Below are 14,736 nucleotides of genomic sequence, written 5' to 3'. Positions count from 1 at the left end.
GATTGAAGGGATGTTCATCATCAAGAATTACTAATTAGCGTATCTCCAGAAGTTCAGACAGTATAATGGAAACATGTCGTATGACAAATGGAAGTTTGTCGATGAGCAAGTTACTGATTTGAAGAAGGGAGAACAGTTCAATGGCAAAAGACGATGTAATTGAAGTTGAAGGAACTGTTGTTGAAACATTACCAAATGCAATGTTTAAGGTAGAACTAGAGAACGGTCATACGGTTTTAGCGCATGTATCCGGAAAGATTCGCATGCATTTCATTCGTATTTTACCAGGAGACAAAGTTACGGTAGAATTATCTCCATATGATTTAACTCGTGGCAGAATTACGTACCGTTTTAAATAATTTAGCACTCCGTACTACTAAGGAGGTATTAAAATCATGAAGGTCAGACCATCTGTTAAACCGATTTGTGAAAAATGTAAAGTCATTCGCAGAAAAGGCAAAGTCATGGTTATTTGTGAGAATCCTAAACATAAGCAAAAACAAGGTTAATCTATAAGGAGGTGCAAGCATAATGGCTCGTATTGCAGGTGTTGATATTCCTCGCGACAAACGTGTTGTGATTTCTTTAACATATATTTTTGGGATCGGACGCTCTACTGCTCAGAAAGTTTTAGCTGAAGCTGGTGTTTCTGAAGATACACGTGTACGTGATTTAACGGAAGAAGAATTAGGGAAAATCCGTGATGTAATCGATAAGTTAAAGGTTGAGGGTGACCTTCGTCGTGAAGTTTCACTTAATATTAAACGTCTAATCGAAATCGGTTCATTCCGTGGTATCCGTCACCGTCGTGGCTTACCAGTCCGCGGTCAAAACACGAAAAACAATGCTCGTACACGTAAAGGACCACGTCGTACTGTAGCAAACAAGAAGAAATAAGGTAAAAGGAGGTTAACCAATAATGGCACGTAAAACGAATACTCGTAAACGTCGTGTGAAAAAGAATATTGAAAGTGGAATTGCTCATATCCGTTCAACATTCAATAACACGATCGTGACAATTACTGACACTCATGGTAATGCAATTTCATGGTCAAGTGCTGGTGCGTTAGGTTTTAGAGGTTCACGTAAATCTACTCCTTTCGCTGCACAAATGGCTGCGGAAACTGCTGCAAAAGCATCTATGGATCATGGATTAAAAACTCTAGAAGTTACTGTTAAAGGACCGGGTGCAGGACGTGAAGCTGCAATCCGTTCACTACAAGCTGCAGGTCTTGAAGTAACTGCAATTAGAGACGTAACTCCTGTTCCACATAATGGATGCCGTCCACCAAAACGTCGTCGTGTGTAAATTTTCTGTATAGATTTTGTATCCCTGTCAATAATGGGTTATGATACAGTATATAAGTTCTAGCAGAATTCACTCTGTTGTTGTGCACATTCGGGAACTTTTGAATGGGGAATTTCGGTTAGACGCTAGTTTAATGATTTGTCTAGCCGGGGTTTCGACGTTTTGAAGGAGGGTTTATAGATGATAGAAATTGAAAAACCAAAAATCGAAACGGTTGAAATCAGCGATGATGCCAAGTATGGTAAATTCGTCGTCGAGCCACTTGAGCGTGGATATGGTACAACTTTGGGTAACTCCTTACGTCGTATCCTTTTATCCTCACTCCCTGGTGCCGCTGTAACATCGATCCAAATAGATGGCGTACTTCATGAGTTTTCAACGATCGAAGGTGTTGTTGAAGATGTTACTTCGATTATCTTAAACATTAAAAAGCTTGCTCTTAAAATCTATTCAGATGAAGAAAAGACGCTAGAAATTGATGTTCAAGGCGAAGGTAGTGTTACTGCATCAGATATTACTCATGATAGTGATGTAGAAATTCTGAATCCAGATCTTCATATCGCTACTCTTGCTTCAGATGCAAGCTTCAGAATGAGGCTTACAGCTAAGCGTGGACGTGGTTACACTCCAGCTGATTCAAATAAAAGAGAGGACCAACCTATTGGTGTTATTCCGATCGATTCGATCTTTACGCCGGTTTCACGTGTCTCCTACCAAGTAGAAAAAACTCGTGTTGGTCAAGTTGCTAACTATGATAAGCTGACTCTTGATGTTTGGACAGATGGAAGTACTGGCCCTAAAGAGGCGATTGCTCTTGGTTCAAAGATCCTAACTGAACACTTAAATATTTTTGTAGGGCTTACTGATGAAGCTCAGAATGCAGAAATTATGGTGGAAAAAGAAGAGGATCAGAAAGAAAAAGTTCTAGAGATGACGATTGAAGAATTAGATCTATCTGTTCGTTCTTACAACTGTTTAAAACGTGCCGGTATTAATACCGTGCAAGAGCTTGCTCATAAAACAGAAGAAGACATGATGAAAGTTCGTAATCTTGGTCGTAAATCTTTAGAAGAAGTTAAGGCGAAATTAGAAGAACTAGGTTTAGGTCTTCGAAAAGACGACTGATGACTAGTTTGTAATAAACTAGCGTTTTCGTATGCTATCATTAGAGAATAGCTTTCAGCCTATAAATCCATGAAATAACATTCATTATTTAATGAAGGAGGGGACATCTCATGTCATACAGAAAATTAGGCCGTACTAGTGCGGGTCGTAAAGCAATGCTTCGTGACCTAACTACTGATCTAATCATCAGTGAGCGTATCGAAACTACAGAAGCTCGTGCGAAAGAATTACGTTCAACTGTTGAAAAGATGATTACACTAGGTAAGCGCGGTGACCTTCATGCACGTCGTTTGGCTGCATCATATGTACGTAACGAAGTTGCTGAAGTTGTATCTGTTACAACTGAAGAAGGTAAAACTAAGGATAAACCTAAATATGCTTTAGAAAAACTTTTCAGTGATATCGCTCCACGTTACGAAGACCGCCAAGGTGGTTACACTCGTATTATGAAACTTGGACCACGTCGCGGAGACGGTGCTCCAATGGTCATCATTGAATTAGTTTAATATATGTATCACAAGGGCGTGACAGTTTCATAACTGGATCAATGCCCTTTTTTTATATGATCATATAGATTGAAAATCTTTTATTAGAGTCAGATCAAGTCGCTTGCGCTTTTGTTATAGTTTCGGAATTTCTTAAATTTTTAAACTTTGGCTATGCGCACGACATCCAGCTGCGAAGCACAGGATGTGCAAGTGCAGCTAGTGCGGCAGGACGTCGCATGTTTCGGCTGCAAGCGACTAGCCCCTCTAGGGTCTAGTCACAAATGAATTGAAGACTAAGAACGTCTTCTATACATCTGCGCCTTATTTGCCCAAGGCTGTTCAAGGCGCTTGCACTTTAGTTATTAGCAAGAAAGATTAGGAGAGACGAGAAATGAGTGAGACAATCATCAGTGTGGAAAACATTACTTTTCATTATGATCAAACAGCTCCTCCTGCATTAGATGATGTTTCTATACAAGTTAAAAAGGGAGAATGGCTTGCGATCGTTGGACATAATGGTTCAGGTAAATCTACATTAGCAAGAATTTTAAATGGACTTTATCTACCTGACAAAGGAAAAATCCAAGTGTGTGGAATTGAATTAACGCAAGATACTGTGTGGGATGTTCGTAAACACGTAGGAATGGTCTTTCAGAATCCAGATAACCAATTTGTTGGAACTACTGTAAAAGATGATGTTGCATTCGGTTTAGAGAATAATGGTGTTAAAAGAGATGAAATGGTAAATAAAATTGAGTGGGCGACAAAAAAGGTAAGAATGGATCAGTTTCTAGAACATGAGCCACATCACCTTTCTGGAGGGCAAAAGCAACGTGTGGCGATAGCTAGTGTAATCGCTGTTCAGCCTGATATTATTATCCTTGATGAAGCTACATCAATGTTAGATCCTATCGGTAGAGAAGAAGTTATCCAAACGGTTCGTGAGCTGAAAGAACAAAGTGATTTGACTGTTATATCGATTACCCATGATTTAGAAGAGGCCTCAAAGGCTGATAGAATAATTGTCATGAATGGTGGAAAAAAATTCACAGAAGGTACTCCTGATGAAATTTTCCAATTAGATGATCAGTTGGTGAAAATTGGTTTGGATTTACCATTTCCACTACAATTAAGCAAACGACTAAGAGAAGCCGGTATTCCGATTAAGGATCATCATTTAACTGAGGAAGGGTTGGTGGAAGAGCTATGGACATTACATTTAAAAATGTAGAGCATCGATATCAAGCTCGGACACCATTTGAAAAATTAGCGTTATATGATGTGAATTTTTCCGTTAAAAAAGGGTCTTATGTATCTATTATTGGGCACACTGGTTCTGGTAAGTCAACAATACTTCAACATTTAAATGGATTGTTAAAGCCAACAGAAGGATCTATTCAAATTGGAGACCACGTTATTGAGGCAGGTAAAAAACAAAAGAATTTAAAAGAAGTGAGAAGACTAGTAGGGATTGTCTTTCAATTTCCGGAGCATCAACTGTTTGAAGAAACGGTTGAGAAGGATATTGCGTTTGGACCTATGAACTTTGGTGTTAATGAGAAGGATGCATATGAAAGAGCAAGAGAGTCTTTACAACTTGTTGGTTTACCAGAATCAATACTTCAGAAATCACCGTTTGACTTAAGTGGTGGCCAAATGAGAAGAGTAGCCATTGCGGGTGTTTTAGCAATGGGTCCTGAAGTGCTTGTATTGGATGAACCAACAGCAGGATTGGATCCTAAAGGTCGAAAAGAAATGATGGATTTATTTTATCGTCTTAAAGAAGAGAGAAATCTTACAATTATCCTGGTCACTCATAGTATGGAGGATGCTGCAAAATATGCTGATGAAATGATAGTTATGCATAAAGGCACGATTGCTATGCGAGGTACCCCTAGAGAAATCTTTAGCCAAGGTGAACAGTTAGCTTCTTACGGATTGGATTTGCCTGAAACTGTTAAACTTCAACAAAAGCTAAAGGATAAAGGGTTGGCTTTTGAGGAAATCCCACTTACTCTAGATGAGGCTGTTATGCAAATAAAAGCTCTTATGAAAGAGGAGGATCATCTATGATGAATAGTATGATAATTGGGAAATATGTACCAGGTGATTCTCCTGTTCATAGAATGGATCCCAGAGCGAAGTTATTAATGATATTCGCTTTTGTCTTTATCGTTTTTTTAGCTAATAATTTATTTACGTATATTCTTTTAGGTATCTACACATTAATGATCATACTTATGACAAAGTTACCTATTCAATTTTTAATTAGAGGGCTAAAGCCTGTTTTGTGGGTTATTCTCTTTACTTTCCTTTTACATCTGTTTGTAACGAAGGAAGGGAATGTTTTACTTGATCTGGGTTTTTTGAAAATTTATGAAGAGGGATTGATCCAGGGAATTTATATATCTCTTCGTTTCTTTTATCTCATATTAATTACTACGATCTTAACGTTAACCACAACACCTATTGAAATTACAGATGGGATGGAGAGCTTATTAGGACCTTTGAAAAAAGTGAGATTACCTGTACATGAGCTTGCTTTAATGATGTCCATCTCGTTAAGATTTATCCCGACCTTAATGGAAGAAACAGATAAAATCCTAAAAGCACAAATGGCTAGAGGTGTAGACTTCACTGGAGGTCCTATAAAGGATCGATTTAAGGCCATAGTACCTTTACTTGTTCCACTCTTTATCAGTGCGTTTAAGCGTGCAGAAGAGCTTGCAACCGCTATGGAGGCACGGGGATACAGAGGGGGAGAAGGAAGAACGAAGCTTAGACAATTACACTGGGGTATAAAAGACACAGTATTTCTTATTTTATTAGTCGTTTTAGGGCTGGCTTTACTATATTTGCGTACGTAGGAGTAAAAGAATGAGGGTTAAATGTATTGTTTCTTATGATGGCACACACTTTAGCGGCTATCAAGTTCAACCGAATAAAAGGACAGTACAAAGTGAAATAGAGGCTGTTCTTACGAAGCTTCATAAAGGCCAATCAGTGAAAGTACATGCTTCTGGTAGAACAGATGCAAATGTACATGCACTAGGGCAGGTTATTCACTTTGACACAACATTAACAATTCCTCCTGAAAAGTGGCCATATGCCCTGAATAGTCTATTACCAAATGATATTGTCATTTTGGAAGTTGAGTATGTTGCAGATCACTTTCATTCGCGATTTAATGCTAGAAAAAAAGAATATCGTTATAAAATCTCAACACAAAAAATACCCAATGTATTTAAACGAAATTATGCCTACCATTTTCCTTATGTTTTAGATATAGAATCAATGAAAAAAGCTTGTCATCACCTCTGTGGTACACATGATTTTACTAGTTTTTGTGTTGCGAAAACCGAAGTAGAGGACAAAGTTAGAACAATTTATTCAATAGATGTAATTGAAGAGGGAACAGACCTTACTTTTTGTTTTACAGGGAATGGTTTCCTTTATAATATGGTCCGAATATTAACGGGAACTTTATTAGAAGTAGGACAAGGTAAAAAAACACCTGATCAAATCCCTTTTATACTTGAAGGGAAGGATCGGTCCCTAAGTGGGAAAACAGTACCGGGTCATGGATTATATTTATGGAAAGTTTATTATGACAACTAAACCAGGTGTAACATTCCCTTGACATTAGGTTCTATACAGTATATCATATCTAATGGTATGTATTTCAACCCCACGAATAAGCCCCGGAAACTTATCGTGTTATGAAATAGAATAGGAACCATCTTTATTTTAATCATTAGGAGGAAAACACATATGCGTACAACGTTTATGGCAAACGCTGCAAATATCGAACGTAAATGGTACGTAGTAGATGCTGAAGGCAAAACTTTAGGTCGCCTTGCAAGTGAAGTTGCATCTATTCTACGTGGTAAGCACAAACCAACTTACACACCACACGTTGACACTGGAGATCATGTAATTCTAATCAACGCTGAGAAAATTGAATTAACTGGTAAAAAATTAACTGATAAAATTTATTACCGTCATAGCCAATTCCCTGGCGGATTAAAATCAAGAACTGCATTAGAAATGCGCACGAACTATCCTGAGAAAATGCTTGAATTAGCAATCAAAGGTATGCTTCCAAAAGGTTCTTTAGGTCGTCAAATGGCTAAAAAATTACATGTATATGCTGGTAGCGAACATCCACACCAAGCACAACAACCAGAAGTTTACGAACTTCGCGGATAATTATAAGAGGAGGTTATTAATTTGGCACAGGTTCAATATTACGGTACAGGCCGTCGTAAAAGCTCAGTAGCACGTGTACGTTTAGTACCAGGCGAAGGTCGTATTGTTGTAAATAGTCGTGATATTAAAGAATATATCCCATCAGCAGCACTAATCGAAGATATTAAACAACCATTAAACTTAACTGAAACTGCAGGTAGCTATGATGTACTTGTTAATGTTTCAGGTGGTGGATATGCAGGTCAAGCAGGCGCTATCCGTCATGGTATCTCTCGTGCTTTATTAGAAGCAGATCCAGAATACCGTGCATCACTTAAGCGCGCTGGTCTATTAACTCGTGACGCTCGTATGAAAGAACGTAAAAAATACGGTCTTAAAGGCGCTCGTCGTGCACCTCAGTTCTCAAAACGTTAATTTTACGGTTCAAAGGCTCTCAAGTTATTTGCTTGGGGCCTTTTTTATATATTAAGAAATTTCTCCAGCACCTAACATGGCATAAAAATGTTAGGGGGGAATATTCCCTTGATATGAATAAAAGTTGATATTTTAGAATGTAAAAAAGACATCGGAAAGAGATGTCCTTTTAATTTTTTCTACCACTAGTTGCTTCATTATACGGTTCCTCTGTTTCTTTGCTTTTTTCATCGTGAGTTGGATGTGCTCCAGGATCCTGTCTAGGTAAGTCTTCATGAAAATTACGATCTTCATACACAAAATTGCTATAGAATTGTTGTCCATGTTTCCATGGAGTTTCCTTATTCTTTACAGGTTCTGTTTTTCCTTCAGGTGATCCGTAAGGACCTTCCGGATGCTCCTCTGCAGTTAAAAAGGTTCTTTGGGTCTCGACGTTTGAAAAGTCAGTATAAAATTCATCTTCATTTCTCAAGGTTATTTCCTCCTTTTAAAGTAGTGTGTCATCTCCTTAATTTGTTCAATTCTAAAGTGAACGCAAAGCTTCATCCAATCCTTTATACCCATTGATATCTTTTGAGTTAGGCTCATCTGTTTCCACTGTCCATTCATTATTAGCAGCTGACAGCTGACCACTCTCATTTTTTAAATATGGGGTATGTACCATAAAGGTTTTTCCATCTTTTCTTATTGTATATCCCATATGGTATTGCTCCTTTTGGCCTTGCTCTTCAAAAACACCGATATCTTCAATATCATATTTACTTATTAATGGTTGAAAAGCCTTTTGAAGATCATTTATTACTTCATCACGATTACTAAATTTCATTTTTTAAAACGTCCTTTCCATTGTTTATTCTTAATATGCCTATCATGTTGTTTTTTCATCATGAAAAAGTAAGAAAAAAGCATCTCGTTAAGAATTTCTTTCCCATTTATGAATGATCGATGAAAATAGGGTTTTATTCTGATTGAATTGTCTTATTCGATGGCCGTTTGCTCCAGATGGGTGTGGAAATCCGAACAGGTATACATGCTTGGTAAGGTTTCCGCTTTTGAGAATATGTTGTAAAATCTCTTCAACCATTCTTCCTAAAGGAATAACCAGTGCGCTACTTTTTATTTGATTTAACTCATCAACAAAATTCCCATAGGCATATGTTGTTAAAAGAGGAGACTGCTTTACTTTTGGTTTATGTCCTGTATAGTTTTTATTTTGAAAAAACACAGGGTACTTTATAACAGATGTTGTATGGATAAGATCTCTATTTACACCAAACAAAGAAGCTGCGTCTGGTATATGAAGGACTTGAGAGATCCTAATTTGGTCAAGCATATCAATCAAATTTTTCCTCATAGTTCCTGAAAAACTAGCGGCCTTTTTTGTTTGTTCTAAGATGTGATCGAGCGAAAGATTTTGTTTTAAAGCTAAGTATTGTTTTATTTTTTCAAAGGCTACCTTCATTTGGTACCAGCCTGGAGTAATTCCAACTATGATGAGTTTTGCTTGATCATTTATAAATTCATTATGTGGTGAGTAATACATGGATAATTCATTTTCATTTTCAATTAAAAATGCATCTGTTAATAAATCTTGTTTTGTCAATGGTTTTGTTATATCAAGTAATTGTATAGCAGGTAAAAAAGTTTGAAGTTTTGTTTCTTTCATCAATATCCGCTCCTATATTAAATAATGTGTGTTTAATTTTTATTACGTTTTATTTTTGGGGATTGTGATTTTTAATTTAACCAATAACTTTTAATACTGTTCATTTCTTGGGAAATATTTTTATTTCTCAACTAGACCAACCCTCCCTTATCTAGATGAAATTGGAAGACATTTAACGAATGATAAAAAAGGTCTGATAAACAATAGATAGAAAGGGAGGTATTGACATTGACTGAGATCATTTCTTTAAAGCAAAAGAGACATCAAAAAGAATTAAAATATGAAAGGAAAATGCTCAAAGATTTAAACTTAACAGAGATTAAGGCCAAAATTGATCATTGTTTTAAAAGCTTTGAAGGAAAGTTCAAAAAGACGATAATAGAAGACGGGTGTATTGACTTTGCGATAGAAGCATTTTTGTTAGGTGCAAAATATAGTCGCTTTGGCTATTATGGAGAATCGATGCAGTCTGCAAATAAACGATGTCAGTTTGAAGAAAAAAGGTTAATTGATGATTTTTTTGACTATTTAATGAGTTGGGGAAAAATAAAAGAAGGCGAATTGTCCATTGAAGAACTTTTTTTAGCGTGTGAGTATTTTATCCATTCGTGGTGGGAACAGGGCTTTACAAAGGGTGAGAAACGATATAAATTGAGACTTCATTAAAGTAATGAAAACCCATGGAACTTTATCATATTCCTTCCGGTTGTCCCATATATTTAACCTGAGGACGAGCAGGAGGGAATGAGATGAAGAAGAAAATAAAATGGGTGGCTTTTATAAGTGGCTTTATTGTGTTATTAATTTTATTTCAATGGCAATTTACGAACAATAATTCATGGGATTCTTGGAACTTACCATTAACAGGGAAAGTTATTTACATCGATCCAGGTCATGGAGGCCCGGATGGTGGAGCTGTTGGTCGTAATTCTTTAGAAAAGGATATCTCATTAAGTATTTCGTTAATCATAAGAGATTATCTTCAAGAACAAGGGGCACTTGTGTTACTAACTCGAGAAGAGGATGTAGATCTTGCAGATGAGGATACAAAAGGATACAGCAGACGAAAAGGAGAAGATTTAAAAAAACGGGTGAATATTATTAACGAGTCTCAGGCTGATTTATTTTTAAGTATCCACCTTAATGCTATTCCCTCATCAAGATGGAGTGGCGCACAAACGTTTTATAGCGGGAGATATATTGAAAATGAACATGTTGCAAAGTATATTCAAGATGAGTTAAGGAGAAATCTTGAGAATACAACGAGAGTTGCAAAACCTATAGATGGTGTTTACCTACTTAAAAATGTTGAAAAGCCGGGCGCATTAGTTGAAGTTGGCTTTTTGTCTAATCCAAATGAAGAAGAGCTGCTTTCTACAAAGGTATATCAAGAGAAGGTTGCTGCATCCATCTATAATGGAGTGTTAAGATATTTTTCAAATGAGAAGAATCCGCCCGAGTAATCACTGATATTCTATCTTCAAGTTAAGATATGGTATACTTATGGAAACGACTTCATGATAAGGGTGGAATAGTATGCTAAAAGAAGAAGCACTGCGCACAGTAATTGGACAACTCAAAGATCCTTTCTTACATATATCATTAGAAGAGTTACATGCTATAGAAGAAATTAAAATTAAGCAAGAAAAAAAACACGTTAGTTTAAGAATAAGTATCTCAAAAATAAATACACCAGAACAACTACAGTTACAACAGCAAATCGTTGCATTAGTAAAAGAAGAAGGTGCTGAATCTGTAGGTCTACGCTTTCAGGAGCTGCCGCAGGAGACAATTTCATCCTATCAAGATACAAACGAAGGTGAATCAAATTCCTTATTATCACCTGGGAACAAAACAACATTTGTTGCAATTGCCAGTGGAAAAGGTGGCGTTGGTAAATCAACAGTATCTGTAAATTTAGCTGTAGCTTTAGCACGCCTTGGTAAAAAAGTTGGTCTGATTGATGCAGATATATACGGATTTAGTGTTCCTGATATGATGGGGATTACGAAACGTCCGGAAGTTATAGGAGAAAAAATCATTCCCGTTGAACGTTTTGGCGTCAAAGTTATATCAATGGGGTTCTTTGTCGAAGATAATGCCCCAGTCATTTGGAGAGGCCCAATGTTAGGGAAGATGTTAAATAACTTCTTTTCTGAAGTTGAATGGGGAGATCTTGACTATCTTCTTTTAGATTTACCTCCGGGAACTGGTGATGTTGCTTTAGATGTGCACGCTATGCTGCCTGCTTGTAAAGAGATTATTGTCTCCACGCCACATCCAACTGCTGCTTTTGTAGCGGCAAGAGCTGGGGCTATGGCACTTCAAACAGACCATGAAATCATTGGAGTTGTAGAAAACATGGCATATTTTGAAAGTGCAAAAACCGGGGAGAAGGAATATGTATTTGGTCGAGGCGGCGGAGAAAAGCTAGCTGAAGAACTAAGAGTACCTTTACTAGGAAAAATTCCTTTACAACAGCCTGATTGGAATGATGACGATTTTGCACCTTCTGTATATACTGCAGATCATCCGATTGGAAAAATCTATACGGATATCGGACAGGAAGTAACAAAGTTATTACCTGTAAAAGCATAAAAAGCGCCCAAGGCGCTTTTTATATTTTGCAAGGATGCAGGTGTTAACTTCCTCCACCTGCACCCTGTTCTTGACCGCCCCCACTGCCTTGTTCTTGTTCTTGGCCTTGTTGGCTGCCACCTGATTGTTGCCCAGCTTCTTCTGCTGCTTTTAAAAGAGTCTCCTGGATCTTCACTTTGTAAAGTGGACTTGATAATGTCTCCATTACAATGTCTTGTAAATGTTTTCTGAATTCCTGGCTTTTTGCAGCCTCGAGCATACTCTTTTCCATTTCAGGATCTTTCATCACATCTATTAGCATCTTTTGATACTCAGGATCAGTCATTAATCCTTTAATTACTTTTTCATGTTCATCTTTAATGCTTGTTGCGAAACTTTCGACAAACTTAGGATCCTCGAAAACCTTCTTCCAAAATTCTGCACCCTTGTCTGAGGTCATCGTTGTTTCAATTGTTTCTTTGACAACATTTTGATCCATGATTAAGACTTGCTTCATTTCTTCGTCTTTCATAACTTCCTGTAATGCTTTTTTACCATCATCTGTTTTAAGTATATCGACAACCATTTTCTTTGTTTCTTCATAGTCCATTTGTGTTCCGGATTCTTCCCTTGGAGCACAGGCGGATAATGCCAAAATACAAACAATGAGAGTCATGAGGAGCGAGTATCTCTTCATGGTAATCCTAGCTCCTTTCAATATTTACTTACTAGTTATATTTTGATTTAGAAAAGAGAATTTATACGAGGAAAATAGCATTCATATGGCTTTTTTTAAAAAGGATTGGTAAAATCAAAATGGAGTAATGTGATGGAGGATGTAAACGTGAACAGTAGAAATTGGGTACGGTTGTTTTTAAGCACGCTGCTTGTTGGAGGATTAACAACAAGTGTAATTGGATTTCTTCTAAAGTGGACAGAATATAAAGATTTATTTTTGAACTTTGAAATCATTGAGATTCTCTCAGTTTTATTTTGGCTATTTGGTGTAGGACTTATATTTAGTGTAATTAGTCAGATGGGCTTTTTTGCTTACTTAACAGTTCATCGATTTGGACTTGGGATATTTAAGTCAGCTTCGCTATGGAATTTTGCTCAAATCATCCTTATCCTCTTCGTCTTATTTGATTTGGCCTATTTCCGTTTTCAATTATTCGCTAATGAAGGAGACACCTATATTTCGTACATACTCTTGGCCCTTTATGTGCTTATAGTTGGATTGATGGTGGCATTTATTAAAAGAAAAGATACAAATAAAGGGGCATTTATTCCAGCTCTATTCTTTATGATTGTTGTCACAGTTATTGAATGGTTCCCTGCTCTGCGAGTTAATCAGGAAGACTGGTTATTGTTAATGCTGATTCCTTTGCAAGTATGTAATGCCTATCAATTAATCATGCTGCCAAGATTCACTCAAACAAAAAAGAGCTAGCGCTAGCTGCTCTTTTTTACAGTAAGGGAGTTTTAGTTTTATGAGTTAGTTCCATATAGCATCGGCAGTCTATGGCTATCTGTTCTTATGCTATTTTATTTCACCTCAGAAGACTTTGTTTCAGCATTTGCAATCAGTTCATCGACTGTCACATTTTGAAGCCCTTTACTTCTAATTTCTTTAATAATTGTTGGTAATGCTTGAGCTGTTTGTTTTGCTGAGTCTGATGCATGTAGGAGTACGATGTCTCCACCTTTAATAGTAGATGTCGTATTTTTTATTATTTCTTCTACACCGGGATTTTGCCAATCGTCAGAGTCTACGCTGTAATGAACAACTGTCAACCCTTGTTGATCTGCAATCTTGAGTACATCTTTATTAAATCCTCCACTAGGTGGTCGAAGTAAAGTGATGTCCTTCAAACCTAATTGTGTAAAAACTTCCTTAGCTAATGCAAGGTCTTTCCTAACTTCGTTCGGTTCTAAATCCCGATAATCTTCATAATTGTATCCCATGCTTCCAATTTGATGACCATCTTCTTGGATCTGTTTTACAACATCCGGATGTCTTTCAGCCCAAGAAGCAGATAAAAAGAATGTAGCATTATTTATGTTTTGCTTTTTTAATGTGTTCAAAACAGTTGCAGCTTTTGCATCTCCCCAACTAATATCAAAAGTTAAAGCAATCTCTTTATTCTTCGTTTCTCCTCTATAAACTGCTTTCGGCCCTTCAGATGTTGAAAACACAGGATAGTTCAAAGTATTCTCCACAAATAAGATACCTGCTGTAAAAAAAGCAGCTAGCATAATGAGTGCAAGTTGTTTAATTTTCTTCATATGAATGACATGAAATTGATTCATTAGGATCCCCCTTAAAACAGCATACTCTTGAGACAAGTCTATGCTTGGACTTCAAATAAAATGATTAAAAACCCAAATAATTAGAAAGAATGTAAGGGGAGGTTTACACAATGATCTATTACTTGTTACATGAAAAAGAGAAAATAGAACTTGAAAGCATAATTAGTCGTGAGATTAGGGAAGCTCATGAACTTATAGGCACGATTGATAGTTCCAATTGGGTAAAAAGAAGAGCCCTTCAAGAAAGAATAAATGTTTTATTTAGTATTAAAAAAAAGTTTGAAAATTAGGTTGACCTTAGAAATTAAAGATGTTATATTAATAAACGTCGCTGCTGAGCGATCCAGAAAAACTTCTTTTAAAAACAATAAAAAAAGAAGTTGACACACGATTTACTAAGTGTTATATTAATAAAGTCGCTTCTGAGAGAACGACAAACAAATGATCTTTGAAAACTAAACAAAACCAAGCGTGCCAACGTTAATTTTGATTAACAAAAACGTACTATATAGTACAAACTTTTATGAGCTATATCAAACACTTTATTGGAGAGTTTGATCCTGGCTCAGGACGAACGCTGGCGGCGTGCCTAATACATGCAAGTCGAGCGAATCTGAGGGAGCTTGCTCCCAAAGATT

General features: G+C 36.8%; 22 protein-coding genes and 1 rRNA gene. 18 read left to right on the top strand and 5 right to left on the bottom strand.

What is annotated here, in order from left to right; translation table 11 throughout:
* Positions 1–140: 140 nt before the first annotated feature.
* The 12 genes from infA (at position 141) to rpsI (ending at position 7,545) form a co-directional block, all read left to right on the top strand.
* The gene (infA, locus tag LC095_RS22475) at positions 141–359 is read left to right on the top strand and encodes a translation initiation factor IF-1 (RefSeq protein WP_003348578.1); all 219 of its coding nucleotides are present in this window, start codon (positions 141–143) and stop codon (positions 357–359) included.
* Positions 360–395: 36 nt separating this feature from the next.
* Positions 396–509 (top strand): 50S ribosomal protein L36, encoded by a 114-nt coding sequence (gene rpmJ, locus LC095_RS22470; protein WP_003156543.1) that lies wholly within the window; start codon positions 396–398, stop codon positions 507–509.
* Positions 510–531: 22 nt separating this feature from the next.
* On the top strand, positions 532–897 hold the full coding sequence (gene rpsM, locus LC095_RS22465) for a 30S ribosomal protein S13 (RefSeq protein WP_026561242.1): 366 nt from the start codon (positions 532–534) through the stop codon (positions 895–897).
* A 22-nt stretch (positions 898–919) separates the two neighbouring features.
* The gene (gene rpsK, locus LC095_RS22460) at positions 920–1,309 is read left to right on the top strand and encodes a 30S ribosomal protein S11 (protein ID WP_098798305.1); all 390 of its coding nucleotides are present in this window, start codon (positions 920–922) and stop codon (positions 1,307–1,309) included.
* 180 nt (positions 1,310–1,489) lie between these two features.
* A complete protein-coding gene (locus tag LC095_RS22455; protein ID WP_026561244.1) occupies positions 1,490–2,434 on the top strand; it encodes a DNA-directed RNA polymerase subunit alpha in 945 nt (314 codons plus the stop codon).
* Between the two features lie 110 nt (positions 2,435–2,544).
* Positions 2,545–2,940, top strand: a complete 396-nt coding sequence (gene rplQ / locus LC095_RS22450; protein ID WP_026561245.1) for a 50S ribosomal protein L17 — start codon at positions 2,545–2,547, stop codon at positions 2,938–2,940.
* 373 nt (positions 2,941–3,313) lie between these two features.
* Positions 3,314–4,153 carry an energy-coupling factor ABC transporter ATP-binding protein gene (locus LC095_RS22445; protein ID WP_226530298.1) on the top strand — a complete coding sequence of 280 codons (840 nt, stop codon included), beginning with the start codon at positions 3,314–3,316 and terminating at the stop codon, positions 4,151–4,153.
* Positions 4,129–4,995 carry an energy-coupling factor ABC transporter ATP-binding protein gene (locus LC095_RS22440; RefSeq protein ID WP_226530297.1) on the top strand — a complete coding sequence of 289 codons (867 nt, stop codon included), beginning with the start codon at positions 4,129–4,131 and terminating at the stop codon, positions 4,993–4,995. Before LC095_RS22445 ends, LC095_RS22440 begins: the two co-directional genes overlap by 25 nt.
* Complete coding sequence (locus LC095_RS22435; RefSeq protein ID WP_226530296.1) at positions 4,992–5,789, top strand: energy-coupling factor transporter transmembrane component T family protein; 798 nt, start codon at positions 4,992–4,994, stop codon at positions 5,787–5,789. Before LC095_RS22440 ends, LC095_RS22435 begins: the two co-directional genes overlap by 4 nt.
* Positions 5,790–5,799: 10 nt before the next feature.
* Complete coding sequence (truA, locus tag LC095_RS22430) at positions 5,800–6,540, top strand: tRNA pseudouridine(38-40) synthase TruA (protein WP_226530295.1); 741 nt, start codon at positions 5,800–5,802, stop codon at positions 6,538–6,540.
* A gap of 153 nt (positions 6,541–6,693) precedes the next feature.
* The gene (gene rplM, locus LC095_RS22425; RefSeq protein ID WP_078433119.1) at positions 6,694–7,131 is read left to right on the top strand and encodes a 50S ribosomal protein L13; all 438 of its coding nucleotides are present in this window, start codon (positions 6,694–6,696) and stop codon (positions 7,129–7,131) included.
* A 21-nt stretch (positions 7,132–7,152) separates the two neighbouring features.
* Positions 7,153–7,545, top strand: coding sequence for a 30S ribosomal protein S9 (gene rpsI / locus LC095_RS22420; RefSeq protein WP_078433120.1), 393 nt, complete (start codon positions 7,153–7,155; stop codon positions 7,543–7,545).
* A 169-nt stretch (positions 7,546–7,714) separates the two neighbouring features.
* On the opposite strand, the gene LC095_RS22415 is transcribed toward rpsI, so the two are convergent.
* The 3 genes from LC095_RS22415 to LC095_RS22405 all read right to left on the bottom strand — a co-directional run bounded on the left by LC095_RS22415 (position 7,715) and on the right by LC095_RS22405 (position 9,211).
* Complete coding sequence (locus LC095_RS22415) at positions 7,715–8,017, bottom strand: hypothetical protein (RefSeq protein WP_226530294.1); 303 nt, start codon at positions 8,015–8,017, stop codon at positions 7,715–7,717.
* 51 nt (positions 8,018–8,068) lie between these two features.
* Positions 8,069–8,371 (bottom strand): DUF5634 family protein, encoded by a 303-nt coding sequence (locus LC095_RS22410; RefSeq protein WP_226530293.1) that lies wholly within the window; start codon positions 8,369–8,371, stop codon positions 8,069–8,071.
* A gap of 87 nt (positions 8,372–8,458) precedes the next feature.
* A complete protein-coding gene (locus tag LC095_RS22405; RefSeq protein ID WP_226530292.1) occupies positions 8,459–9,211 on the bottom strand; it encodes a hypothetical protein in 753 nt (250 codons plus the stop codon).
* A gap of 228 nt (positions 9,212–9,439) precedes the next feature.
* Between LC095_RS22405 and LC095_RS22400 the strand changes: the two genes are divergently transcribed.
* The 3 genes from LC095_RS22400 (at position 9,440) to LC095_RS22390 (ending at position 11,809) form a co-directional block, all read left to right on the top strand.
* The gene (locus tag LC095_RS22400) at positions 9,440–9,877 is read left to right on the top strand and encodes a DUF2521 family protein (RefSeq protein WP_226530291.1); all 438 of its coding nucleotides are present in this window, start codon (positions 9,440–9,442) and stop codon (positions 9,875–9,877) included.
* Positions 9,878–9,960: 83 nt separating this feature from the next.
* Positions 9,961–10,674 (top strand): N-acetylmuramoyl-L-alanine amidase CwlD, encoded by a 714-nt coding sequence (gene cwlD / locus LC095_RS22395; RefSeq protein WP_226530290.1) that lies wholly within the window; start codon positions 9,961–9,963, stop codon positions 10,672–10,674.
* A 73-nt stretch (positions 10,675–10,747) separates the two neighbouring features.
* Positions 10,748–11,809: an Mrp/NBP35 family ATP-binding protein gene (locus LC095_RS22390; RefSeq protein WP_226530289.1), complete on the top strand. Its 1,062-nt coding sequence runs from the start codon at positions 10,748–10,750 to the stop codon at positions 11,807–11,809.
* A gap of 43 nt (positions 11,810–11,852) precedes the next feature.
* On the opposite strand, the gene gerD is transcribed toward LC095_RS22390, so the two are convergent.
* Positions 11,853–12,485: a spore germination lipoprotein GerD gene (gerD, locus tag LC095_RS22385; protein ID WP_226530288.1), complete on the bottom strand. Its 633-nt coding sequence runs from the start codon at positions 12,483–12,485 to the stop codon at positions 11,853–11,855.
* A 147-nt stretch (positions 12,486–12,632) separates the two neighbouring features.
* Here gerD and LC095_RS22380 point away from each other — a divergent pair, with 147 nt between their 5' ends.
* The gene (locus LC095_RS22380) at positions 12,633–13,238 is read left to right on the top strand and encodes a KinB-signaling pathway activation protein (protein WP_226530287.1); all 606 of its coding nucleotides are present in this window, start codon (positions 12,633–12,635) and stop codon (positions 13,236–13,238) included.
* Positions 13,239–13,333: 95 nt separating this feature from the next.
* Here LC095_RS22380 and pdaB read toward each other — a convergent pair whose 3' ends face one another.
* Positions 13,334–14,098 (bottom strand): polysaccharide deacetylase family sporulation protein PdaB, encoded by a 765-nt coding sequence (gene pdaB, locus LC095_RS22375; protein ID WP_226530286.1) that lies wholly within the window; start codon positions 14,096–14,098, stop codon positions 13,334–13,336.
* A 110-nt stretch (positions 14,099–14,208) separates the two neighbouring features.
* On the opposite strand from pdaB, the gene LC095_RS22370 reads away from it, so the two are divergent.
* Positions 14,209–14,388, top strand: a complete 180-nt coding sequence (locus LC095_RS22370) for a hypothetical protein (RefSeq protein ID WP_078433130.1) — start codon at positions 14,209–14,211, stop codon at positions 14,386–14,388.
* Positions 14,389–14,640: 252 nt separating this feature from the next.
* Positions 14,641–14,736 (top strand): 16S ribosomal RNA (locus tag LC095_RS22365); the annotation flags it as partial.

Origin of the sequence: Metabacillus niabensis (assembly GCF_020524345.1) — a bacterium.
GTDB lineage: Bacteria > Bacillota > Bacilli > Bacillales > Bacillaceae > Metabacillus > Metabacillus niabensis_B.
The sequence above is the reverse complement of the archived record's forward strand: the minus strand, read 5'-3'. Positions and strand labels throughout refer to the sequence as shown.

What these genes read in the sequence shown, in the direction of transcription:
- LC095_RS22455 (WP_026561244.1), top strand. Translation starts at nt 1,490, where the DNA reads ATGATAGAAATTGAAAAACCAAAAATCGAAACGGTTGAAATCAGCGAT.
- LC095_RS22445 (WP_226530298.1), top strand. Translation starts at nt 3,314, where the DNA reads ATGAGTGAGACAATCATCAGTGTGGAAAACATTACTTTTCATTATGAT.
- rpsK (WP_098798305.1), top strand. Translation starts at nt 920, where the DNA reads ATGGCACGTAAAACGAATACTCGTAAACGTCGTGTGAAAAAGAATATT.
- truA (WP_226530295.1), top strand. Translation starts at nt 5,800, where the DNA reads ATGAGGGTTAAATGTATTGTTTCTTATGATGGCACACACTTTAGCGGC.
- pdaB (WP_226530286.1), bottom strand. Translation starts at nt 14,098, where the DNA reads ATGAATCAATTTCATGTCATTCATATGAAGAAAATTAAACAACTTGCA.
- rpmJ (WP_003156543.1), top strand. Translation starts at nt 396, where the DNA reads ATGAAGGTCAGACCATCTGTTAAACCGATTTGTGAAAAATGTAAAGTC.
- LC095_RS22435 (WP_226530296.1), top strand. Translation starts at nt 4,992, where the DNA reads ATGATGAATAGTATGATAATTGGGAAATATGTACCAGGTGATTCTCCT.
- LC095_RS22410 (WP_226530293.1), bottom strand. Translation starts at nt 8,371, where the DNA reads ATGAAATTTAGTAATCGTGATGAAGTAATAAATGATCTTCAAAAGGCT.
- LC095_RS22390 (WP_226530289.1), top strand. Translation starts at nt 10,748, where the DNA reads ATGCTAAAAGAAGAAGCACTGCGCACAGTAATTGGACAACTCAAAGAT.
- rplQ (WP_026561245.1), top strand. Translation starts at nt 2,545, where the DNA reads ATGTCATACAGAAAATTAGGCCGTACTAGTGCGGGTCGTAAAGCAATG.
- rpsM (WP_026561242.1), top strand. Translation starts at nt 532, where the DNA reads ATGGCTCGTATTGCAGGTGTTGATATTCCTCGCGACAAACGTGTTGTG.
- gerD (WP_226530288.1), bottom strand. Translation starts at nt 12,485, where the DNA reads ATGAAGAGATACTCGCTCCTCATGACTCTCATTGTTTGTATTTTGGCA.
- cwlD (WP_226530290.1), top strand. Translation starts at nt 9,961, where the DNA reads ATGAAGAAGAAAATAAAATGGGTGGCTTTTATAAGTGGCTTTATTGTG.
- rplM (WP_078433119.1), top strand. Translation starts at nt 6,694, where the DNA reads ATGCGTACAACGTTTATGGCAAACGCTGCAAATATCGAACGTAAATGG.
- infA (WP_003348578.1), top strand. Translation starts at nt 141, where the DNA reads ATGGCAAAAGACGATGTAATTGAAGTTGAAGGAACTGTTGTTGAAACA.
- LC095_RS22440 (WP_226530297.1), top strand. Translation starts at nt 4,129, where the DNA reads ATGGACATTACATTTAAAAATGTAGAGCATCGATATCAAGCTCGGACA.
- LC095_RS22370 (WP_078433130.1), top strand. Translation starts at nt 14,209, where the DNA reads ATGATCTATTACTTGTTACATGAAAAAGAGAAAATAGAACTTGAAAGC.
- LC095_RS22405 (WP_226530292.1), bottom strand. Translation starts at nt 9,211, where the DNA reads ATGAAAGAAACAAAACTTCAAACTTTTTTACCTGCTATACAATTACTT.